The sequence below is a fragment of the Terrabacter sp. BE26 genome, from assembly GCF_041941675.1.
GTDB lineage: Bacteria > Actinomycetota > Actinomycetes > Actinomycetales > Dermatophilaceae > Terrabacter.
Genome location: NZ_CP090122.1, coordinates 144,011 through 166,259, shown reverse-complemented (window position 1 = coordinate 166,259; position 22,249 = coordinate 144,011). Strand labels below are relative to the sequence as shown.

General features: G+C 71.7%; 20 protein-coding genes and 1 tRNA gene. 12 read left to right on the top strand and 9 right to left on the bottom strand.

The features are described from left to right. Positions 1-87: 87 nt before the first annotated feature. The 5 genes from LQK93_RS00780 to aceE form a co-directional block, all read right to left on the bottom strand. Positions 88-795 carry a class I SAM-dependent methyltransferase gene (locus LQK93_RS00780; RefSeq protein ID WP_374969684.1) on the bottom strand — a complete coding sequence of 236 codons (708 nt, stop codon included), beginning with the start codon at positions 793-795 and terminating at the stop codon, positions 88-90. A gap of 9 nt (positions 796-804) precedes the next feature. Then, the gene (locus LQK93_RS00775) at positions 805-2,001 is read right to left on the bottom strand and encodes an ABC transporter permease (protein WP_374969683.1); all 1,197 of its coding nucleotides are present in this window, start codon (positions 1,999-2,001) and stop codon (positions 805-807) included. Further along, positions 1,998-2,954 (bottom strand): ABC transporter ATP-binding protein, encoded by a 957-nt coding sequence (locus LQK93_RS00770; RefSeq protein ID WP_374969682.1) that lies wholly within the window; start codon positions 2,952-2,954, stop codon positions 1,998-2,000. The genes LQK93_RS00775 and LQK93_RS00770 overlap by 4 nt, the downstream gene beginning before the upstream one ends. A gap of 66 nt (positions 2,955-3,020) precedes the next feature. After that, complete coding sequence (gene argG / locus LQK93_RS00765) at positions 3,021-4,445, bottom strand: argininosuccinate synthase (protein ID WP_374969681.1); 1,425 nt, start codon at positions 4,443-4,445, stop codon at positions 3,021-3,023. 227 nt (positions 4,446-4,672) lie between these two features. After that, positions 4,673-7,444 (bottom strand): pyruvate dehydrogenase (acetyl-transferring), homodimeric type, encoded by a 2,772-nt coding sequence (gene aceE / locus LQK93_RS00760; RefSeq protein WP_374969680.1) that lies wholly within the window; start codon positions 7,442-7,444, stop codon positions 4,673-4,675. A gap of 340 nt (positions 7,445-7,784) precedes the next feature. Between aceE and LQK93_RS00755 the strand changes: the two genes are divergently transcribed. The 8 genes from LQK93_RS00755 (at position 7,785) to LQK93_RS00720 (ending at position 13,239) form a co-directional block, all read left to right on the top strand. Next, positions 7,785-8,201 (top strand): DUF3052 domain-containing protein, encoded by a 417-nt coding sequence (locus tag LQK93_RS00755; protein ID WP_374969679.1) that lies wholly within the window; start codon positions 7,785-7,787, stop codon positions 8,199-8,201. Between the two features lie 69 nt (positions 8,202-8,270). Beyond that, positions 8,271-8,807, top strand: coding sequence for a peroxiredoxin (locus LQK93_RS00750; protein ID WP_374969678.1), 537 nt, complete (start codon positions 8,271-8,273; stop codon positions 8,805-8,807). A 45-nt stretch (positions 8,808-8,852) separates the two neighbouring features. After that, a tRNA-Val gene (locus LQK93_RS00745) sits at positions 8,853-8,925 on the top strand. A gap of 1 nt (position 8,926) precedes the next feature. Further along, positions 8,927-9,844, top strand: coding sequence for a Nif3-like dinuclear metal center hexameric protein (locus LQK93_RS00740; protein ID WP_374969677.1), 918 nt, complete (start codon positions 8,927-8,929; stop codon positions 9,842-9,844). After that, entirely contained in the window at positions 9,772-10,581 is an 810-nt protein-coding gene (locus LQK93_RS00735) for a zinc ribbon domain-containing protein (protein WP_374969676.1), read from the top strand. Before LQK93_RS00740 ends, LQK93_RS00735 begins: the two co-directional genes overlap by 73 nt. A gap of 7 nt (positions 10,582-10,588) precedes the next feature. Beyond that, positions 10,589-11,593, top strand: coding sequence for a reverse transcriptase-like protein (locus tag LQK93_RS00730; RefSeq protein WP_374969675.1), 1,005 nt, complete (start codon positions 10,589-10,591; stop codon positions 11,591-11,593). Positions 11,594-11,617: 24 nt separating this feature from the next. After that, on the top strand, positions 11,618-12,031 hold the full coding sequence (locus LQK93_RS00725) for a rhodanese-like domain-containing protein (protein WP_374969674.1): 414 nt from the start codon (positions 11,618-11,620) through the stop codon (positions 12,029-12,031). 26 nt (positions 12,032-12,057) lie between these two features. Then, entirely contained in the window at positions 12,058-13,239 is a 1,182-nt protein-coding gene (locus LQK93_RS00720; RefSeq protein WP_374969673.1) for an O-succinylhomoserine sulfhydrylase, read from the top strand. A gap of 14 nt (positions 13,240-13,253) precedes the next feature. Here the strand turns inward: LQK93_RS00720 and LQK93_RS00715 are convergent, their stop codons facing one another. Further along, positions 13,254-14,351: an SLC13 family permease gene (locus LQK93_RS00715; RefSeq protein ID WP_374969672.1), complete on the bottom strand. Its 1,098-nt coding sequence runs from the start codon at positions 14,349-14,351 to the stop codon at positions 13,254-13,256. Between the two features lies 1 nt (position 14,352). Further along, positions 14,353-15,102 (bottom strand): YaaA family protein, encoded by a 750-nt coding sequence (locus tag LQK93_RS00710; protein WP_374969671.1) that lies wholly within the window; start codon positions 15,100-15,102, stop codon positions 14,353-14,355. Positions 15,103-15,219: 117 nt separating this feature from the next. Here LQK93_RS00710 and LQK93_RS00705 point away from each other — a divergent pair, with 117 nt between their 5' ends. Beyond that, complete coding sequence (locus LQK93_RS00705; protein WP_374969670.1) at positions 15,220-16,656, top strand: RNB domain-containing ribonuclease; 1,437 nt, start codon at positions 15,220-15,222, stop codon at positions 16,654-16,656. A gap of 100 nt (positions 16,657-16,756) precedes the next feature. Here the strand turns inward: LQK93_RS00705 and LQK93_RS00700 are convergent, their stop codons facing one another. Then, on the bottom strand, positions 16,757-17,578 hold the full coding sequence (locus LQK93_RS00700) for a hypothetical protein (RefSeq protein ID WP_374969669.1): 822 nt from the start codon (positions 17,576-17,578) through the stop codon (positions 16,757-16,759). Between the two features lie 173 nt (positions 17,579-17,751). On the opposite strand from LQK93_RS00700, the gene LQK93_RS00695 reads away from it, so the two are divergent. Together LQK93_RS00695 and LQK93_RS00690 are read left to right on the top strand one after the other, a co-directional pair. Continuing rightward, positions 17,752-19,416, top strand: coding sequence for a peptide chain release factor 3 (locus LQK93_RS00695; protein ID WP_374969668.1), 1,665 nt, complete (start codon positions 17,752-17,754; stop codon positions 19,414-19,416). A 112-nt stretch (positions 19,417-19,528) separates the two neighbouring features. Then, entirely contained in the window at positions 19,529-19,840 is a 312-nt protein-coding gene (locus LQK93_RS00690; protein ID WP_374969667.1) for an STAS domain-containing protein, read from the top strand. A gap of 64 nt (positions 19,841-19,904) precedes the next feature. Here LQK93_RS00690 and LQK93_RS00685 read toward each other — a convergent pair whose 3' ends face one another. Next, positions 19,905-20,306, bottom strand: coding sequence for an ATP-binding protein (locus tag LQK93_RS00685; protein WP_374969666.1), 402 nt, complete (start codon positions 20,304-20,306; stop codon positions 19,905-19,907). A gap of 66 nt (positions 20,307-20,372) precedes the next feature. On the opposite strand from LQK93_RS00685, the gene LQK93_RS00680 reads away from it, so the two are divergent. Beyond that, on the top strand, positions 20,373-22,169 hold the full coding sequence (locus tag LQK93_RS00680; protein ID WP_374969665.1) for a GAF domain-containing SpoIIE family protein phosphatase: 1,797 nt from the start codon (positions 20,373-20,375) through the stop codon (positions 22,167-22,169). Positions 22,170-22,249 lie beyond the last annotated feature (80 nt).

Sequence of the window (22,249 nt, the reverse complement as noted above, 5' to 3'; positions counted from 1 at the left end):
TCAGCCTAGGCCCGGCGGGTGACAGGCTTTGTATGCCGTTGACAAACGGCACGTCGGGCCCGGTCGCCGTCGCGCTGAACCAGCGTGTCAGTGCGCCGACAGGATCGCGGTGTGACCGGCATACGTCCTCGGGCCGTCGAAGCGCGGCAGCGCCTGCGCCAGGTCCGGGGCGAAGGTCGCGAGGTAGGCGCAGGCCGCGGCGTGGTCGGGGAAGGTCGCCCGTGTCCCCACGTCCCGTTGCACGACGTGCTCGAAGTGGCGGCCGAGGACCTCGGCGGCGTTCTCGGAGTTGAACTGGGTGACCAGTGCATCGCCGCCGGCATCGCGCAGCAGGCCCGCCAGGTGCTCGCGGCCGTTGGTCGTGACGTGCAGGGTGCCACCGTCCCGGAGCACCCGGCGCAGCCCGGCGAGCGTGCCGTCGAGGTCGGGCACGTGGTAGAGCATCCAGGCGGCGACGGCGCCGTCGAACGAGCCGTCGGCGAAGGGCAGCCGGTCCGCCGGTGCCACCTGGGCGGGAACGCCCAGCGCTCGGGTGGCCTCCACCATCGCGGGTGACAGGTCGGTCGCGAGGTAGTCGGTCCCGGGCGCCTCGTCCAACACCGAACGGGCGAACTGACCCGTGCCGCAGCCGACCTCGAGGACTCGACATGCGCCCGAGGCCGCGACGAGCGTGCGCAGCACGTCGACGGGCGGCACCCCCTCCGGGCCCGGGCCCCACACACTCCGGCGCGTCCGGAGCCGCTCGACGCTCGCGTACTGGGTCCGCACGGTCCCGGGGTCGGTCATCTCGCGCATCGGTGGACCCTATCGGGACGCGGGTCCCGAGCGACCCTTGCGTCGCCGGAACAGCTCACCGACGTGCACGCGGTGGCCGGTGATGGCCAGCGCCCGGCGGTAGACCGTCGAGGCGAGCCAGATGCAGCCGAGGCCGGCCAGGGCCGTGAGCACCAGGGCGAGGAGCAGCTGGTAGACGGGCACGTCGCCGGACCCCCACCGGATGGGCATCGCCAGCGGGGCGGTGAGGGGGAAGAGCGACGCCGCCACGCTCAAGGGGGAGCCCGGGCTGCCCAGCACGACGATCACACCGAGCAGGTAGCCCGCGATGATGACGGCCGTCACCGGCAGCACCGCGGTCCCGGCCTCAGTCACCTTGTCGACCAGCGCCCCTCCCGCCGCGTAGAGGAAGGCGAAGAGGCCGAAGCCGAGGACGAACCACGTGATGGCGAGGGCGATGTCGGGTGCCGCCGCGGCCGGCAGCCAGGACGAGCCCGTGACGGAGGTGGCGACGAGGACGGGGACCGCGAGGACGAGCAGCTGCAGCATCGCGACCGTAGCCACCGACAGGACCGTCCCGACGAGGATCTGGCTGGGGCGCAGGACCGCCAGGAGGACCTCTGAGATGCGGCTCGCCTTCTCCGTGGCGACCGTCATGGCGATGATCTGGCCGCTGAAGAGCAGGGCGAGGTACAGCACGAGCCCGACCGCGAAACCGACGTTGGCGCGGCCCTGGTTCTGGGTCGGGGCGATGATCACCTGCTGGGGTGGGCGGATCGAGCCGAGTCTGGCCAGCTGCTCGCTCGTGAGACCGAAGCCGGTCAGCATCCGGGCCGTCTCCAGCCGCACGAGTGACTGCGCGACGATGCCGGGGAAGGCGCCCGCGTCGCGCTTCGCGACGTACATCCGGTTGCCGACGATGCCCACCGTCGCGTCACCGTGCTGCACCGCGTCCCTCACCGCCGCCTCGTCGGGCCGGATCACGTATGCCGTGCGGAACCCTCCGTCTCTCGCCGCCGCGTCGACCGTCGTGGTCACCGAGACGGGGGCGCGCCCCACGGTCGCCAGCGTGTAGGTCGTCGGACCGCCGGCGACGAGCTTGGGGACCACGACCGCCCCGGTCGAGAGCAGCAGGAGCACGACCGTCACGATCTTGAAGGTCCGCGACCGCAGCTGCTCCCGCAGGCCCCGGCCGTAGACCAGGCCCATGCCCTGCCACCAGCTCATGGCGTCCTCCCGTCGGCAGCCGCCACCGGGTCCACCGCGGCCACCGGACCCACCGGACCCACCGGACCCACCGACTCGAGGAACAGCTGCGAGAGGGAGGGCAGGTCGAGGCCGAAGTCGTCCACATGGCCCGCGGCCCGGGCGCCGTCGAGGACGGTGAGCGGGTCGGTGCCCGGCGGGATGGCGATGCGGACCTCGTCGGCCTCCTCGCTCACGACGGTGGTGCCCGGGAAGCGGTCGAGCCACTGCCGGTCCGGGGCGTGCACGTTGACCCGCAGCTGCACCCCGGTCGACGCGGCCCGCAGGCTGACCAGTGGCCCGCGCAGGACGACCCGGCCCTCGTTGACCATGAGGATGTCCTCGCAGAGGTTCTGGACGAGGTCGAGCTGGTGTCTGGAGAAGAGGACCGTGCAGCCGGCGCGGGCGCGGTCACGCAGGCTGTCGGACAGCTCGGCCACGGCCACGGGATCCAGCCCGGCGAAGGGCTCGTCCAGCACGATGACCTCCGGCTCGTGCACCAGGGCGGTAGCGAGCTGGAGCCGCTGCTGCAGGCCGCCCGACAGCTTGTCGGTGCGCTGCTCCCAGCGCTCGGACAGGCCCAGCTCGGCCAACAGGGCCCGGGCGCGGGTGGTCGCCTCGGCGCGGGGGAGGCCGTGCAGCCGCCCGAAGTAGACGACCTGCTCGCCGACGAGCATCCCCGGGTAGAGGCCGCGCTCCTGGGGCATGTAGCCCCACCTCTGCCGGGCCGCGCGGTCGACCGGGGCGCTGTGCAGGCGCACCTCGCCGCGGTCGGGGGTGAGCACGCCGAGCATGATCCGCATCAGCGTGGTCTTGCCCGCGCCGTTCGGTCCGAGCAGACCGGTCAGCACACCGGGCGTGATCTCGAAGCTGACCCCGTCCAGGGCCACCCGCTCGCCGTAGGAGTACGCCACGTCCCGGACCTCGAGGGCCATGCCCCAACGCTAGCTCCGGGCCCGGCGCCGGTAGGCCGGATCGGCAGTACGCCGGTGCGTGGGCCGTCAGTCGGTGCCGAACTCCATGGCGGCGCGATCGAGCGCGTCGTCCTGCTCGTCGACGTCGAGCGCGGCGGGGTTGGCCGAGATGGCTGCGGCACCACCCGGGGTGAGCTCCCCGACGAGGTCGTGGGCGTCGGCGCCCAGCAGGCCCTGGGCGGCATACAGCTCGAGCTTGGCGCGCGAGTCGGCGATGTCGAGGTTGCGCATCGTCAGCTGGCCGATGCGGTCGACAGGACCGAACGCGGCGTCCTCGGTGCGCTCCATCGACAGCTTCTCGGGGTGGTAGCTGAAGGCCGGCCCCGACGTGCCCACGATCGACCAGTCGTCGCCGCGCCGCAGGCGGATGGTGACCTCCCCGGTGACGGCGGAGGCGACCCAGCGCTGGAGCGACTCGCGGACCATGAGCGACTGCGGGTCGAGCCAGCGACCCTCGTAGAGAAGGCGGCCCAGCTTGCGGCCCTCGGCGTGGTAGTTGGCGATCGTGTCCTCGTTGTGGATCGCGTTGAGGAGGCGCTCGTAGGTGATGTGCAGCAGCGCCATGGCCGGGGCCTCGTAGATGCCGCGCGACTTGGCCTCGATGATGCGGTTCTCGATCTGGTCGCTCATGCCCAGGCCGTGGCGGCCACCGATGCGGTTGGCGGCGTCGACGAGAGCGACGGCGTCGGCATACTCCGTGCCGTTGATCGCGACGGGACGGCCACGCTCCCAGCGCACCGTGACGTCCTCGGTCTCGATGGCGACGGACGGGTCCCAGAACCTGACCCCCATGATCGGCTCGACGACCTCGATCGACTCGTCGAGGAACTCGAGGGTCTTCGCCTCGTGCGTCGCGCCCCAGATGTTCGCGTCGGTGGAGTACGCCTTCTCGGCGCTCGCGCGGTAGGGCAGCTCGCGGGCGGTCAGCCACTCGGACATCTCGTGGCGCCCGCCGAGCTCGGTGACGAAGTCGGCGTCGAGCCACGGCTTGTAGATGCGCAGGTTCGGGTTGGCCATCAGGCCGTAGCGGTAGAACCGCTCGATGTCGTTGCCCTTGAAGGTCGAGCCGTCGCCCCAGATGGAGACACCGTCCTCCTGCATGGCACGCACGAGCAGCGTGCCCGTGACGACGCGGCCGAGGGGAGTGGTGTTGAAGTACGTCTTGCCGCCGCTGCGGATGTGGAAGGCGCCGCAGGCGATGGCCGACAGGCCCTCCTCGACGAGCGCCGCCTTGCAGTCGACGAGGCGGCTGATCTCGGCACCGTACTGGCCGGCGCGGCCGGGGACCGAGTCGATGTCGGGCTCGTCGTACTGCCCGAGGTCGGCCGTGTAGGTGCAGGGCACGGCGCCCTTCTCGCGCATCCACGCGACAGCAACCGAGGTGTCGAGACCGCCGGAGAAGGCGATGCCGACACGTTCACCGACGGGGAGCGAGGTCAGGACCTTGGACATGAATGTAAGTATATGCATAGTCACGCATACCTATCCAATCGCTCCGGTCCTCCGGTCCCCACCGCTGCGTCACTGTTGCGCGGGGCGCAACAGTGACGCGGTTTGGTCGGGGGGCACGGGGCCCCACGGCTACCACCGGGACGGGTGTCACCGGACGGCGGTGACGGGTACGCGTGTGGCCCGGCCCCTGGCCGGGACCGGGCCACCCGGCATACGTCAGCGGAGCGTCAGCTCTCGCCGCCCGCGTTGCCGGAGGTGCCGGCGGTGACGTCGTCGAGGCGGTACTTCTCCGCGGCTCGACGCGGCACGTCGGCGTCGACCTTGCCCTCCTTGGCGAGCAGCTGCAGCGTCCGCACGGCGACCGACGGGCCGTCGATGTGGAAGAAGCGGCGTGCCGCCGGGCGGGTGTCGGAGAAGCCGAAGCCGTCGGCGCCGAGCGTCGCGTAGGTGCCGGGGACCCACTCGCGGATCTGGTCCTGGACGGCCCGCATGTAGTCGGACACGGCCACGACCGGGCCCTCGGTGCCCTCGAGGCACTGCGTCACCCAGGGGACCCGCTTCTCGGCGTCGGGGGAGAGGAAGTCCTGCTCGTCGGCGGCGAGGCCGTCGCGGCGCAGCTCGTTCCACGAGGTCACCGACCACACGTCGGCGGCCACGCCCCAGTCGTCGGCGAGCAGCTGCTGGGCCTCGAGCGCCCACGGCACGCCGACGCCCGATCCCAGGATCTGCGCACGGGGGGCCTCGTGCGTCCAGCCCTCGGTGTTCGCCGGGGCGATCCGGTGCATGCCGCGCAGGATGCCCTCGACGTCGACGTCGTCGGGCTCCTTCGGCTGCTGCAGCGGCTCGTTGTAGACGGTGAGGTAGTAGATGACGTTCGACTCCTCGGGCGTCTTGCCCTCGCCGTACATCCGCTCGAGGCCGTCCTGCATGATGTGCGCGATCTCGTAGGCGTAGGCCGGGTCGTAGTGCACGACGGCCGGGTTGGTCGACGCGAGCAGGGGGCTGTGGCCGTCGGCGTGCTGCAGGCCCTCGCCGGTCAGGGTGGTGCGACCGGCGGTGGCGCCGATGAGGAAGCCACGCGTCATCTGGTCGGCGGCCGCCCAGATCGAGTCGCCCGTGCGCTGGAAGCCGAACATCGAGTAGAAGACGTAGATCGGGATCATCGGCTGGCCGTGCGTCGCGTACGACGTGCCCGCAGCCGTGAAGGCGGCGACCGAGCCGGCCTCGTTGATGCCGAGGTGCAGGATCTGGCCCTGCTCGTTCTCGCGGTAGGCCAGCATGAGCTCGGCGTCGACCGGCGTGTAGTTCTGCCCGTTGGGGTTGTAGATCTTGATCGTCGGGAAGAACGCGTCCATGCCGAACGTGCGCGCCTCGTCGGGGATGATCGGCACGATCCGCTTGCCGAACTCCTTGTCGCGCAGGAGGTCCTTGAGCAGGCGGACGAACGCCATCGTCGTGGCGACCTCCTGCTTGCCCGAGCCCTTCTTCACCTGGGCGTAGGCCTCGTCGCCCGGCAGCTTGACGGGTTCGTAGGCGACGCGCCGGCTCGGCAGGGTGCCGCCGAGCTTGGTGCGTCGGTCGACGGAGTACTTGATGACCTCGCTGTCGGCACCGGGGTGGTAGTACGGCGGCTGGTAGGGGTCGGCCTCGAGCTGCTCGTCGGTGATCGGGATGCGCAGGCTGTCGCGGAAGGCCTTGAGGTCGTCCAGCGTCATCTTCTTCATCTGGTGCGTCGCGTTGCGTCCGGCGAAGTGCGAGCCGAGGCTGTAGCCCTTGATCGTCTTGGCGAGGATCACGGTCGGCTGGCCGGTGTGCTCACGCGCCGCCTTGTACGCCGCGTAGACCTTGCGGTAGTCGTGGCCGCCGCGCTTGAGATCCCACCAGACCTGGTCGTCGGTCCAGTCCTCGACCATCTTGGCCGTGCGCGGGTCGCGTCCGAAGAAGTGGTCGCGGACGTACTTGCCGTCGTTGGCGCGGAAGGTCTGGTAGTCGCCGTCGCTGGTGGTGTTCATGACGTGCACGAGGGCACCGTCGCGGTCTGCGGCCAGGAGCGGGTCCCAGCCGCGGCCCCACACGACCTTGATGACGTTCCAGCCGGCGCCGCGGAAGAACGCCTCGAGCTCCTGGATGATCTTGCCGTTGCCGCGCACCGGGCCGTCGAGCCGCTGCAGGTTGCAGTTGATGACGAAGTTGAGGTTGTCGAGCTCCTCGTTGGCCGCGAGCTGCAGCAAGCCGCGCGACTCGGGCTCGTCCATCTCGCCGTCGCCGAGGAAGGCCCACACGTCCTGCTGGCTGGTGTCCTTGATGCCGCGGTTGTGGAGGTACTTGTTGAACTGAGCCTGGTAGATCGCGTTCATCGGGCCGATACCCATCGACACGGTGGGGAACTCCCAGTAGTTCGGGAGAAGCCGCGGGTGCGGGTAGGACGGCAGCCCCTGGATCTTGCCGTCGACGATGTGGCTCTTCTCCTGGCGGAAGCCGTCGAGCTGCGACTCGGTCAGGTGGCCCTCGAGGAAGCTGCGGGCGTACATGCCGGGGGAGGCGTGGCCCTGGAAGTAGACCTGGTCGCCGCCGCCCGGGTGGTCCTTGCCGCGGAAGAAGTGGTTCATGCCCACCTCGTAGAGCGTCGCGGCGCTCGCGTACGTGGAGATGTGGCCACCGACGCCGATGCCCGGCCGCTGCGCGCGGTGCACCATGACCGCGGCGTTCCAGCGGATGTAGCGGCGCATCTCGCGCTCGATCTCCTCGTCACCGGGGAACCACGGCTCGCGCTCGGGCGGGATGGTGTTGATGTAGTCGGTAGCCGTCAGGGACGGCACGCCGACCTGCTGCTGGCGGGCGCGCTCGATGAGCTTGAGCATGATGTAGCGCGCTCGGGTCCGGCCCTTCTCGTCGAGGACGGCGTCGAGGGAGTCGATCCACTCCTGCGTCTCGTCCGGGTCGATGTCCGGGAGCTGACTGGGGATCCCGTTGAGGATCGGTCCGGCCTCGGATGCCACGTCGTGGGTCCTTTCTCGTCGCGAAGCGGCGCCCGCGGCCGGTCGGCCGCAGCGCTGCACGCATCCATCCTCTACCCAACGGTGGCGGCGGTCACAATTGGGTCCCTTTCGCGGACGGGCCTGCTAGAGGGTCCGCCTCCCGCGGGGTGGTATGCCGTCCGCCTCCTCGCGCGGCCGCCGCCCGGTTGGGCGCGGCGTGGGCGTTGTGCCGGACGGAGCCCGCCTTGCGCGATAGCGTCGGAGCCAGTGCACTGATGTCGTGGCACCTACAGCGGCGACACGACATGACAGCGACACCGACGGCGACATCAACCAGGGACGATGGAGAGGACCGGTGACAGTGAGCGAGACCGCGGGAGCGGCGTCCTTCAGCAAGCTCGGATTTGCCAAGGGGCAGGTCATTCAGGAGTTCGGCTATGACGACGACGTCGACGACGACCTGCGGTTCGCGCTCGAGGACGTCATCGGGTCCGAGCTCGAGGACGAGGACTTCAACGACGGTGCCGACGGGGTGATGATCTGGTACCGCGACGGCGACGACGACCTCGTCGACCTCATGGTGGACGGGCTGACCAAGCTCTTCGACCAGGGCTTCGTCGTGCTGCTGACGCCCAAGGCGGGCCGGTCGGGGCACGTCGACGCGAGCGTGGTCGAGGAGGCCGCGTCCACCGCCGGTCTCATCACGGGTGGTCAGGTCAACATCGCCGCCGACTGGGCGGCGACGCGGCTCATGCCGCCGAAGGGCCCGCGCCGCTGATCGCAGCCCTGGTCGGGCGATCGTCCCGGGTGGCGCGCGCTGTCCGGTGGTGGTGCCACACTTGCCGCCATGACCAACGCGCACCCGACCGACACCCATGTCCGGCCGGTCGGGGCGTCCGCGCCGCTCCGCGTCGGCGAGCTCGCCCCCGACTTCACCCTCGTGGACCAGTACGGCGTCGACGTCAGCCTGTCGGCGGTCCGGGGCCTCAAGAACGCGGTCGTCGTCTTCTACCCGGCCGCGTTCTCGGGCATCTGTCGCGGAGAGCTCCGCGACATCCGCGACGGGCTCGAGGACTTCCAGGACGGCGACATCCAGGTCTTCGCCATCTCCTGCGACTCGATGTACACCCTGCGCGCGTGGGCCGACGCCGAGGGCCACTTCTTCCCGCTGCTCTCGGACTTCTGGCCGCACGGCGAGGTGGCCCGGCGCTACGGCGTCCTGAACGACGAGGACGGCTTCGCGCTGCGGGGCACCTTCCTCGTCGACCGGTCCGGCCGCATCGTGTGGACCGAGGTGCGCGACATCGGGCACGGACGTGACTTCACGGCATACCGCCAGGCGCTGGCGAGCCTCCGCGCGAGCTCGCCCGATGCCGTAGGCTGACCGCCGCCTGCCGGTGACTCCCGGGTCACCCGGTGGGCGCGTGAGGGGCCTGTAGCTCAGTTGGTAGAGCACCGCGTTTACACCGCGGGTGTCGTCGGTTCGAGCCCGGCCGGGCCCACGTGGACGATCCCGCCCGCGACCCAGAGCGCCGCGAACCCGACCAGCGCGACCTCCGGCTCCGTGACGTCGTCGCGGCGCTGGAGTCCCTCTACCCCCTCGAGAGCGCCGCCGACTGGGACCGCGTCGGCCTGGTCACGGGAGAGCCCGACCAGCCTGTACGCCGCATCCTCTTCGCGCTCGACCCGACCCTCGCCGTCATCGACGAGGCCCGCGAGTGGGGCGCCGACCTGCTCGTCACGCACCACCCGCTGCTGCTGCGCGGGGTGCACTCCGTGGCGACGACGAGCGCCAAGGGCGCCTCGGTGACCGCACTCGTGCGGGCCGGTGTCGCCCTGTGGGTGGGGCACACGAACGCCGACGTCGCCGACCCGGGCGTCTCGACGGTGCTGGCCGATGCCCTCGGGCTCACCGACCAGCGTCCCCTCTCGCGGGACGGGGGTAACGCCGGCCGGGTCGGCGAGCTGGCCGAGCCCGTGAGCCTGGCGGACTTCGCCGACGTCGTGTCAGCGGCGCTCCCCGCGACCGCAGGGGGCATCCGGGTCAGTGGCGACCCTGACGCAACCGTCCGCACGGTCGCGGTGATGGGCGGCTCGGGCGACGACCGCTTCGACGACGTCCGCGCGCACGGCGCCGACGTCTACGTCACGGCGGACCTGCGCCACCACCCGGTGCTCGAGGCGCGCGAGGAGGCCCGCGGCGGTCCGCCCTACCTCGTGGACGCCGGGCACTGGGCCACCGAGTCGTTGTGGCTCGAGAGCGGCCGCCAGCGACTGCTGGGTGCGCTGGGGCACCGTGCCGCAGCGGCTAGGGTCGAGACCAGAGTCTCTGCCATCCGCACCGAGCCGTGGACGTTCGTCGTCGGTGCCAATGCCGCGCGGCCAGCGCCCGCGGTCCCCCCAACCGGAGGTGTGTCCTGAAAGCCGACCCGTCCCGCCAGTGGCGCCTGCTCGACCTGCAGGCCATCGACACGCGTCTCGACCAGATCGCGCACGCCAAGGCGAAGCTGCCCCAGACCCCAGCGGTCGAGGCCGCCCGTCGTGAGCTCGCAGCGCTCGAGACCCAGATCGTCAACGCCCGAACCGCTGCCGGCGACGTGCAGCGTGAGGTGGCCAAGTCCGACCAGGACGTCCAGCTCGTGCGCGACCGCGCGGCACGCAACCAAGCACGCCTGGACGCCGGTCAGGGCAGCGCCAAGGACCTCCAGGCTCTCCAGCACGAGCTGACCTCGCTGGCGCGGCGCCAGGCCGAGCTCGAGGAGCTCGAGCTCGAGGTCATGGAGCGCGCCGAGACGCTGACGGCAAAGGTCGCCGAGCTCGAGGCGCGCCGGGTCGAGCTCGTCGACCGCGCCCAGGGGCTCGAGACCGAGCGCGACGCCGCGCTCGCGAAGCTCGACGCCGAGGCGGCCACCGTGGCCGCCGGCCGTGCCGACATCGTGGCCGGGGTCGGCGACGACCTCGCCGCGCTCTACGAGAAGATCCGCGCGAGCAGTGGTGGTATGGCCGCCGCCGAGCTGCGCCACCGTCGCTGTGGCGGCTGTCGCCTCGAGCTGGGCAACGTCGATCTCGACCGCATCCGCAAGGCGCCGGAGGACGAGGTCGTGCGCTGCGAGGAGTGCCGGCGGATCATGATCCGCACGGGCGAGTCCGGCCTGTGAGCGCTCGGTGAGCGCCGCCTCCCGAGGCTCCGCCCGCCGACTCGTGGTCGAGGCTGACGGCGGCTCGCGGGGCAACCCGGGTGTCGCCGGCTACGGGGCACTCGTCCGCGACCCCTCCACCGGCCGGGTCCTCGTCGAGCTGGCCGAACCGCTCGGCACCGCGAGCAACAACGTCGCCGAGTACTCCGGCCTGCTCGCCGGGCTCCGCGCCGTCCTCGACATCGACGCCGGCGCCAGCGTGCGCGTCAAGATGGACTCCAAGCTCGTCGTCGAGCAGATGTCCGGGCGGTGGAAGATCAAGCACGAGGACATGCGCCGCCTCGCGCTCGAGGCGCGTGAGCTGTGCGCCGAGATCTCCCGGGCCGGCGGCAGCGTCGACTTCGAGTGGATCCCGAGGGAGAAGAACAAGGACGCCGACGCACTGAGCAACGAGGCGATGGACGGCAGGAGCGTCCACCGCGTCCGGGGCGAGGAAGGCGCCGAGTCGGCCACGGGTGGCCCGGAGGCTGCACCGCCGACAACCTCCGGCGCCCCCACCGCTACCGTCGCCGCTGCGTCGAGCGGCGCCGGCGCGCTGAGGCTCCTGCTCGTCCAGGCCCCGATCGAGTCCGCCGCGACGCCGCGCATCGTCACCGCAGTCCGGCGGCTGGTGGGCCCGGGCGCGACCGTCGTCGCCTCCGACGAGCTGCTCGCCGCCCGCGTCGCCGCCGACCTCGCCTCGGCCCTCGAGTCCGGCGCGTCCACGTCGCCGCGGTGGTCGGGGGAGGCGCCCGGTGAGGGCGCTGACGAGAGGGTGCTGACGGCATACCGCTCGCTCGTGGCCGAGGGCGGCACCGTGGTGGCCGTAACCAGCCGGCGCGGCGTGCTCTCCGTGCTCGGCGACGTCCTCGCCACGCCGGCCGACCGGTTCTGGGCGGTGGCGACGGCGCCCGGCAGCCTGAGCGCGGTCGAGGTGTGGGAGGACGGTTCCGCGTCGGTCGCTTTCACCAATCGGACCGACCATCTCGCCTGACGGACGCTGTGCGATATTCGGTCCATGAGCTATGCCGGTGACGTGACCCCCGAGCAGGCCTGGGCGGCACTGCAGGACGAGCCCGACGCGGTCCTCGTCGACGTGCGCACCCGGGCCGAGTGGTCCTATGTGGGCCTGCCCGACCTCGACGGGATCGGCAAGCAGCCGGTCCTCATCGAGTGGCAGACATACCCGGCCGGCGCAGTCAACGAGCGCTTCACCGAGCAGCTCGAGGCGGCCGGGGTCGCCAAGGACGCCCCGGTCTACTTCCTCTGCCGCTCGGGCGTTCGCTCCGTCTCGGCGGCCACGATCGCCACGCAGCACGGCTGGTCGCGGTCGCACAACATCCTGCACGGCTTCGAGGGGCCGCACGACGACTCGCGTCACCGCACCGTGGCCGGCTGGAAGGTCGCGGGCCTGCCGTGGGTGCAGGGATGAGCACGGCCGACGTGAACGAGCCGGGCGTGAACGATCCGGGGCGCACGTGGCGGCCCGACACCGTCGCGGTGCGAGGAGGCTTGTCTCGCAGCGGGTTCGAGGAGACGTCCGAGGCGATCTTCCTCACCTCCGGCTACGTCTACCAGACCGCCGAGGATGCCGAGGCGGCGTTCAAGGGCGACGTCGACCACTTCGTCTACTCCCGCTACGGCAACCCGACGGTCACCATGTTCGAGGAGCGGCTTCGCCAGATCGAGGGCGCCGAGGCATGCTTCGCGACCGCGTCGGGCATGTCGGCGGTCTTCGTCGCGCTGGCCGCGCTGCTCGGCAAGGGCGACCGGGTCGTGTCGTCCCGCGCCCTGTTCGGCTCGTGCTTCGTCATCCTCGACGAGATCCTCCCGCGCTGGGGCGTCGAGACGGTCTTCGTCGACGGCGCCGACCTCGACCAGTGGCGCACGGCGCTCTCCGAGCCCACCACGGCGGTCTTCTTCGAGACGCCGAGCAACCCGATGCAGGAGCTCGTCGACATAGCCGTCGTGACCGAGCTGGCGCACGCCGCCGGCGCGAAGGTCGTCGTCGACAACGTCTTCGGCACCCCCGTCTTCTCCAAGCCGCTGGAGTTCGGCGCCGACATCGTCGTCTACTCCGCCACCAAGCACATCGACGGCCAGGGTCGCACCCTCGGCGGCGCGGTGCTCGGGTCGAAGGAGTTCATCGACGGCCCGGTGCAGAACCTCATGCGCCACACCGGCCCGTCGATGTCGCCCTTCAACGCGTGGGTCCTGGTCAAGGGCCTCGAGACGATGTCGCTGCGCGTGGAGCGGATGGCCGGCAGCGCGCTCGAGGTGGCCCGCTTCCTCGAGTCGCACCCGAAGGTGACGCGCGTGGTCCACCCCTTCCTCGAGTCGCATCCGCAGCACGAGCTGGCCAAGCGGCAGATGGTCGCCGGTGGCACCGTCGTGACCTTCGAGCTCTACGGCGGCAAGGACGAGGCCTTCGCCGTGATGAACGCGCTCGAGGTCATCGACATCTCCAACAACCTCGGCGACTCGAAGTCGCTCATCACGCACCCGGCGACGACGACCCACCGGCGGCTGACCCCCGAGGCCCGGCAGGCCGTCGGCATCACCGACGGGGTGCTGCGCGTCTCTGTCGGTCTCGAGGACGTCCGCGACCTCGTGGAGGACCTGCGCCGAGCCCTCGGCTGACTCCCCGCGCAGGCTCAGATGGGCGCCACGGCGAGGGCCAGGGTCGCGACCGTCACGGCCGCCACCGCGCACAGCAGGCCGGTGCGAGCGATCCGGCCGGGTTCGACCGGTAGCTCTGCGGTGCGACAGCGGGCGGCCCAGAGCAGGGTGGCGACCGAGCCCCACATGGTGACGATAGGGCCGGCGTTGACGCCGACGAGCAGGGCCGCGAGGCGGGTGGGGGAGTCCGTCACCGTGGGCTCGAGCGCGAGGTAGGCTGGCAGGTTGTTGATCCCGTTCGACGTCACGGCACCCACGCCGCTGACGCGCAGCAGGTCGAGGACGCCGGTCCCGTGCCCGACGACGGTCCGCAGCCACGCCTCGAGTCCCGCGCGCAGGGCGGCGTCCACGACGACGAAGAGCACGCAGATGCCGATGACGGTGAGCCACGGGACGCTGATGCGCCGGAGCAGTTCGGGAGCGCGCCAGTAGGTCGCCGCGAGCAGGACGAGGGCGGCTGGAAGGGCTGCGAGGGCGGGCTGGATGCCGGCGACGAAGGCGGGAGCGAGCAGGAGGCAGACGCCGCCGCTGATCTGCATCAGCACCCGGTCGTGCGGCGACGCCGGTGGCGGGGTGGCATAGGTGTGGCGCAGGTCCCGACGGTGCAGCAGCCACAGCACGGCCACCGTGGCGAGGATCGCCCCGACCGCCGGCAGCGCCATCAGCCGGACGTAGCCGAGGGTTCCGACTTCGAGGGCGCGGAACGGGTGCAGGGCCAGCAGGTTGGTGAGGTTCGAGACCGGCAGCAGCAGCGAGGCGGTGTTGGCCAGCCACAGCGTGGTCATCGCGAAGGGCAGGGCCGGGGCCCGCACCTGGCGCGCCACCGTGATGGCGACCGGGGTCAGCAGCACCGCCGTCGTGTCGAGGCTGAGCACGACGGTGGACGCCACCGCGAGCCCGACGATGAGCAGCCACAAGACGACGACCCGCCCGCGCGCGACGCGCGCGGCCCGGTGGGCCAGGGTGTCGAAGAGGCCCGCGAGGTCGCAGATCTCGGCCACCACGGTGATGGCCACCAGGAAGACGAGGATGGGCGTGACGCGCTCCACGAGCGGTCCGAGGTCGAACGGCACGTCAGGCCCTCGGCGTGGTGGCCAGCTGCCACGGCCGGCCCGACCTCATTGGCGCGGTGAGCTCGACGTCGAACGCCGCGGACAGGGCCTCGGCGAGCCCCTGCGGCGTGCGCGGCGCCTCGGCCTGCACCAGCCGGCGCACCACCAGCCCCCGTGTGTGCTTGGCCATGTGCGACGCGCCGGGGACCGTCACGTGCACCCAGCGCTCGGCGCGCTCGCCCGTGGGACGCCACACTCCGGCATACGTGCTCGACCGGCAGTCGACGACGAGCTCGCGCGGCTTGACCGACGGCTCGAGCGCTGCCGTGACCTCACGGCGCCACTCCGAGGAGAGGTGTCCCACTCCGGGCAGGGTGCTGCAGATGTTGACCCGGTAGGCGGGGATGCGGTCCGAGAGCCGCAGCGCCCCGAAGAGCGCCGACACGACGACGACCCAGCGGTTCGCGCGTCGCTTCGAGGCGGCGTCGAGGGAGTCGAGGTCGAGGGCCTGGTAGAGCACCCCGCTGTAGACGTGCGAGGCCGTCGCGGTGGGCGCGCTGAGCAGGCGCGTGTTGCGGACGAGGTCGTCCACGAGGTTCGGGTTGACGTCGAGGAGGCCGGCCGCGCCCGGCTCGGCACTCAGTCGGGCCACTGTCTCGACCACCGACTCGCGCAGCGGCGTCAGCTGCGGGAAGGAGAGGGAGGACAGGTCGAGGGAGCGTCCGCGCCGGGGTGGGACCTTGCCCTCGGACGGCGGGAGCAGGATGAGCACGGGTGCCAGCCTAGGCAACCCGCAGACCGATGTCCGATTGCTCCCGCGTGTCGGGGGCGACGGTGGCCGGGGCGCGCCACGGGCCGTGCTGCCGACGGCGTGCATAGGGTGGGCGCCATGGCCATGCGACACATCGTCTTCCGCCCGGCACCGCAGCCCGGTGGGGTGGCACAGCAGCTCACCGAGCGCTTCGCCGCGGCGCGCCGGGAGTTCGAGGTCCCTGTCGAGTTCCCGCAGGACGTCGTCGCCGAGGCGGCCGCAGCTGCCCGTGCGGCCACGCTTCCCGAACGGGACGAGACGGCCGTCCCGTTCGTCACCATCGACCCACCCGGCTCGATGGACCTGGACCAGGCGATGTCGATCGAGCGCCATGGCGAGGGCTACCGGGTGCGCTACGCCATCGCCGACGTGCCGGCGTTCGTCCGCGCCGGGGGCGCCGTCGACACCGAGGCGCGCCGCCGCGGCCAGACGGTCTACTGCCCCGACCAGCGCATCCAGCTCCACCCGTCCGAGCTGAGCGAGGGGGCGGCGAGCCTGCTTCCGGACGAGGTGCGACCGGCGTTCGTCTGGGACATCACGCTGGCCGCCGACGGCGAGGGGACGGCCGTCGAGGTCTACCGCGCGATGGTGCGCAGCGTCCGGCGCTACGACTACGACCAGGTGCAGAAGGAGGTCGACGCCGGCACCGCCGAGGAGTGCCTCGTCCTGCTCAAGGAGGTCGGCGAGAAGCGGGTCCTGCTCGAGCGGGCGCGTGGCGGGGCGAGCCTGCCGATGCCGGAGCAGGAGGTCGACGAGGACGAGGACGGCACCTTCCACATCTCCTTCCGCCCAGTTCTCGCGGCGGAGGACTGGAACGCCCAGATCTCGCTGCTCACCGGCATGGGGGCGGCCGACCTGATGCTCCGGGGCAAGGTGGGCATCCTGCGCACGATGCCCCCGCCCGAGCCGCGTGACCTGGCGCGCTTCCGCCGCCAGGTAGTGGCGGCGCGCGTCCCGTGGCCCGAAGGCCTCGCGTACGGCGAGTTCCTGCACACGCTGGACCGCACCGACCCGCGGCACCTGGCCCTCATCCACGAGGCGACCGCGCTCTTCCGGGGCGCCGGCTACACCCCCTTCGAGGGGGCGGTGCCCGAGCAGCCGCTGCATGCGGCGGTCGCGAACCCGTACGCCCACGTGACGGCGCCGCTGCGGCGCCTGGTCGACCGCTTCGGCCTCGTCGTGTGCGAGGCGCTCTCCTCCGGGAAGCCCGTGCCGCAGTGGGTCCGCGAGGCGCTGCCCACGCTGCCCGAGATCATGGCGGCCTCCGAGCGTCGCACCAACGGTGTGGAGCGTGCGTGCACCGATGCCGTCGAGGCGGCCGAGCTGCGGCCCCATCTCGGCCGCACGCTGCAGGCGGTCGTGGTCGACGAGAACAGCAAGGGTGTCGTCGTGCAGCTCATCGACCTCGCCGTCGTCGCGAAGGCGGGTGGCAGTGCGAAGGCGGGCGCCACCGTGTCCGTACGCGTGGACGGGGCCGACGTGACGACCGGATCCATCACGTTGACGGTCGTCTGAGAGGAGAGCGGCGGACGCCGGCTGCTGGGGTATGCCGGCACGCCCGGTCGGCGTGCCCGCTCAGGGGCGTCCCCGCAGGCGGGCACGCCGGAGTGCCTGCTCAGGGAGCGGTCGGGGCGACCTCGGGTGCCGTCGCCGCCTGCGACGGCGGTGTGGAGGCCGGTGCCGCGCCCGGCGACGTGACCGAGGGTGCGGGCGTGTCCGGACCCGTCGTGCCGAGAGGGGTGTCCGGGGTCGTCGCCGGCTGGGACGTGGTCGTGGGCCCGGTCGCCGGCTCGGACGTCGGTGGCGTGGTGACGGGAGTCTGGCCGGAGTGCGTGGGCACTCGGCCGCCGTGGGGGCTGCCGGGCGACGGCACGTTGCTGACCGAGGTGCGGGTGCCGATGTCGGTTCCGGTCACCTGCGCGCCGGTGGTCAGCTGCAGCACCGTGATGACGACGGCCGCGATGGCGAAGACCGCGCCGGCCATGAGCAGCAGCCGCCGCACGGTCGCCTTGTCCAGCCGCTGCCGCCAGCTGCCCTCGCGGGCGTCATCGCGCGGCGTCGCGACCTTCTCGGTCGCAACCTGCACGACCCGGCCGTCGGCGAGCCGGCGGGAACGCACGACCACGACGGCGTCGCGGGCGCGGGCCATGGAGTTGGTGTAGACGTTCGCCGCGATGGCCGAGACGATGCTGAGCACGGCGGCGCCGGTGATGGTGCCTGCGACACCGAGGCGCGAGCCGAGCGCCGCGGCCGTCGCCGCCGCCATGGACCCGGCCAGCAGCTGGTTCAGCGAGAGGTCGAGCAGCTTCTTCCTGGGGCCTTCGTCCGCCCGCGCATCGCTCTGCGGGTCGCGCGGTGTGTCGTGCTGGGCGTCGTGTGCGTCTGGCGCGGAGCCGGGTCTGGGGGCGGTCAGGTCGTCAGCTGGCTGGTGCGTCATGGTCCCGAAGTCGTTGCGATGTGTTCGTCCCGATTGGAACGAACAGGAGCGGGGGATCGTTTGCGATGCGCCCACTTTGTGACCCGTGTCACCTACCCCAGCCGTCGACGGGTATGCCGATGCGGGGGTTCGTGCGATCCGGTGACACACTCGGTGGCGATCACTGGAGGACCATGGACACCACCGCCCTGCACGAGCCCGAGCTGACCGACCACCGAGAGGCCGGCGAGGCACCCGAGCACCGCGAGTCCCGCAGGCACGGGGGAGAAGCGGGCGAGGTCGCCGCCGAGGCAGCCCGCCGCCGCACCTTCGCCGTCATCTCGCACCCGGACGCCGGCAAGTCGACCCTGACCGAGGCGCTGGCGCTGCACGCGCACGCCATCGGCGAGGCCGGGGCCGTGCACGGCAAGGGCAACCGTCGCGGCGTCGTCTCCGACTGGATGGAGATGGAGAAGGACCGGGGCATCTCCATCACCTCGGCCGTGCTGCAGTTCGCCTACGACGGCACGGTCGTCAACCTCCTGGACACGCCCGGCCACGCGGACTTCTCGGAGGACACCTACCGCGTCCTGGCCGCCGTCGACGCCGCCGTCATGCTCGTCGACGCCGCCAAGGGGATCGAGCCGCAGACCTTCAAGCTGTTCGAGGTCTGCCGCGCCCGCGGCGTGCCCGTCATCACGGTCGTCAACAAGTGGGACCGCCCCGGGCTCGACGCCCTAGCGATCATGGACGAGCTGACGTCCCGCATCGACCTGCACCCCATGCCGCTCACCTGGCCGGTCGGGGTCGCCGGCGACTTCCAGGGCGTGCTCGACTGCGCCACTGGCGAGTTCGTTCAGTTCACGCGTACCCCGGGTGGTGCCACCGAGGCCGTCACCACGCGCATGAGCCCCTCGGAGGCGGAGCGGTCGCTGGGCGCAGTGTGGACCGACGCCGTGGAGGAGTACGACCTCCTGCGCTCGTCGGGCCACGACTACGACCACGAGCTGTTCCTCTCTGGCGCCGCGTCGCCCGTGCTCTTCGGCTCGGCTGTCCTCAACTTCGGGGTACGCCAGCTGCTCGACGCGCTCGTGGCGCTGGCTCCCGCCCCCGGCGCGCGTCCCGACCGGTCGGGGGCACCGCACCCGGTCGGCGCGCCGTTCTCCGGGTTCGTCTTCAAGATCCAGGCGGGCATGGACCGCGCGCACCGCGACCGGCTCGCCTTCGTGCGGGTCTGCTCGGGCCGCTTCACCCGCGGCATGGTCGTCACCCACGCCGAGACGGGGCGCCCCTTCGCGACCAAGTACGCGCAGAGCGTCTTCGGGCGCGACAGGTCGACTCTCGACGAGGCGTTCCCGGGCGACGTGATCGGCCTCGTCAACGCCAACGCGCTGCGGGTCGGGGACACGTTGTTCGCTGAGCAGAAGGTCGCCTTTCCGCGCATCCCCCTCTTCGCCCCCGAGCACTTCGCCGTCGCGCGCGCCGCCGTCACCGGCAAGCAGAAGCAGTTCCGCCGCGGCATCGAGCAGCTCGGCGAGGAGGGCGTGGTGCAGGTGCTGCAGTCCGACCGTCGCGGCGCCCAGGCGCCGGTTCTGGCTGCCGTGGGTCCGATGCAGTTCGACGTCGCCAAGCACCGGATGGAGCACGAGTTCGGCGCGCCCATCCGGCTCGAGCCGCTCGCCTACTCGGTGGCCCGCGCCGTCACCCCCGCGGCCATCCCGGTGGTCGACAGCCGCACCGGCGCGGAGGTGCTGACGAGGGCGGACGGGCTGCACCTGGCCGTGTTCGCCGACAAATGGCGCCTGGCCTCCGTCGAGCGGGACCTCCCGGCAGGGAGCCTCACGCCGATCTTCGGTTGAGCCGGCGGGCTCGCGGGCTCATCGGTCTTCCCGACTTTCGGTCGCTTCTCACCACGAGGCGCGCCGAGCGCCTAACGTAGGGAGGGTCGTCATTCAGGGGGAAGGACTCGACGTGATCGCCCAGGTCTCACGGTCCGACGGCGTGGCCACTGTCCGCCTGTCGGGCGAGATCGACACCTACACCGTGCCCGAGGTCCGCCGGGCCTTCGACAAGGTCGCTGCCACCGCGGACGTGAAGGTGGTCGTCGATCTCCAGGAGGTCACCTTCCTGGACTCCTCGGGGCTCGGTGCCATCATCGCGCTCCACCGTCGCGTCGTCGCCGCGGGTGGCCGGCTGGAGCTGGTGTGCACGGGCATGCCGTTGCAGCTGCTGAGGCTGATGGCGCTCGACCAGGTCATCGACGTGGTTCCGGTCGCCTGCTGAGCCCGTCCACGGCCGTCGAGGTTCTCGAGGTCCCAGGGGTTGCCCGGGGGTTGCCCGGGATCGGTCAGGAGACGAGGGACAGGTGCACCCGGACGCTGGTGTAGCTGGGGCGGGTGTCGATGACGAGCTGGTCGCTCAGGCTCTGGGCGATCCAGAGGCCGCGGCCGCCGGTCGCCTGGTGGTCGGTCGTCGAGACCAGCTGCGGGAGGGTGCCCGTGCCGTCCTCGTCCTCGACCGTGAAGACGAGGGCGTCGTCGGTCTCGGCGATGCGCAGGACCCCGTGACCGCCGCCGTGGACGATGCTGTTGACGGCCACCTCGTGCACCGCCAGTACTGCGTTGTCGGCACGGTCGGGGATGCGCTCACGCGCGATGGACCGCACGACCTCTCGCACATGGCGCAGGTCGTCCGGGCCGAACTCGACCCGCCCGAGCTCCCTGCCGGGAGCGGAGCCTGATCCTGTCACACGTGCATGCTCCCACTTCTGCGCGAGCCATGGGTGTTTGGGGCCCTTGGCTGTAAAGATGTGCGCATGAACGTTCCGTGGCAGACCCCGGAGGCGCAGCGGACCGCCGTGTCGCCCCGTCTTGCTGCCCTTGCCCGGATCGCGGCACAGGTGGCCTCGGCCACGACGATGTCCGACCTCACCGAGACCATCACGGAACGGGCGTCGGTCGTGATGGGAGCCTCGCGCTCCGTGCTGGCCGTGCGTGAAGGGCAGACCCTGCGCACCATCGCCACCCACGGCATCAGTCCCGCCGATGCGCGGGACTGGAACGACCTGATCCTCTCCGAGCGGTCGCCGCTGGCCGAGGCGGTGCGCACCAACCGGGTCGTCAGCATCCACAGTCGGGCAGACCTGCTGACCCGCTATCCCGAGCTCGACGACGGGACGGAGCGGTCCTCGGTGACCCTCCCGCTCATCTCCCGAACCAGCGGGGAGTCGGTGGGCGCGCTCGGTTTCCGCTTCGACGGGCGGCTCGGACCCGTCGACCCGGACCTGCTGTGGGTGCTCGGGGTGCTCAGTGACGTGTGTGCCCAGACGATGCTGCGGCTGCGGGCCGAGGAGCACAGCGCGGACCAAGCCGCGCAGCTGCAGTTCCTGGCCGACGCCTCACAGGCCCTGGCCGCTTCACTCGACTACCGCCAGACGCTGCGCCAGGTCGCCTCACTGGCCGTGCCGACCCATGCGGACTGGTGCTCGGTCCAGCTGGTCGACGACGGTGTGCTGCGAACGCTCGCCCTCGCCCACGTCGACCCGGCCAAGGTGGCGCTCGCACGAGAGCTGGAGACCCGTTGGCCGCCCGACCCGGACCGCCCGAATGGCTCGGGGGAGGTGGTCCGGACCGGCAAGAGCATCCTCATCGAGTCCATCACCGACGACATGCTCGTGGCAGCGGCCCAAGACGAGGAGCACCTGCGGGTGGCTCGTGAGCTGGGGCTGTGCAGCGCCATGTCGGTCCCGCTCATGGCCAAGGACCGGGCGCTCGGGGTGCTGAGCTTCGTTGCCGCAGAGTCGGGTAGGCACTACACCGCCCAGGACGTCACCTTCGCCGAGGACCTCGGTCGACGCGCCGGCCTGGCCATCGACAACGCCGACCTCTACTCCCAGACCCGACGCGTCGCCGCAGTGCTCCAGGCCACCCTGCTGCCGCAGGATCTGCCGGAGCTGGAAGGCTGGCAGATCGGGACCGTCTACCGCCAGTCGGGTCGCACCGAGGTGGGCGGCGACTACTACGACGTGACGGCCCTGCCGGACGGTCGGGTCGTCGTCGTGCTGGGCGACGTGATGGGGCGCGGCGTCGACGCTGCGGTTGCCGGCTCACACATGCGCTCTGCCGCGAAGGTCCTCGCCACGCAGGACCCGCGGCCGGACGCGCTCGCCACGGCCCTGGACCGGTTCATGTCGACCGACCCGCCCACCCAGATGGCCTCGAGCGTCTACCTCCTCTTCGATCCGGGTCACGACGACCTGTCCCTGGTCCGAGCCGGCCACCCGCCGCCCCTGCTCGTGCACGACGGCAGCACGCGCTTCCTCACGGAGGGTGGCTCGCCGGTCCACGGCCTCGGCGAGGTCCCACGCCCTGCCCTGCGTGAGGCCTTCTGCGTCGGTGACGTGCTGCTGCTCTACACCGACGGGCTCATCGAGCGGCGCGGCGAGAGCATCGAGGTCGGACTGGCGCGGCTGCAGGCGGCGGGGGAGGAGCTGCTGACCGGGCTCGGCGACGACGCGGACCTCGACGAGGTGCTCGAGAAGCTGGCCGAAGCGGTATCGGACCCCGATCGACACGACGACGTGGCCGTGCTGGCCTTCCGCCGTCTGGTGTGACCGACGGTCGGGCGCCACGTCAGACGCCGCCTTCGACGGGCCTAGCACGTCCTGGGCGGCGACCGCGACGCAGCGGACGG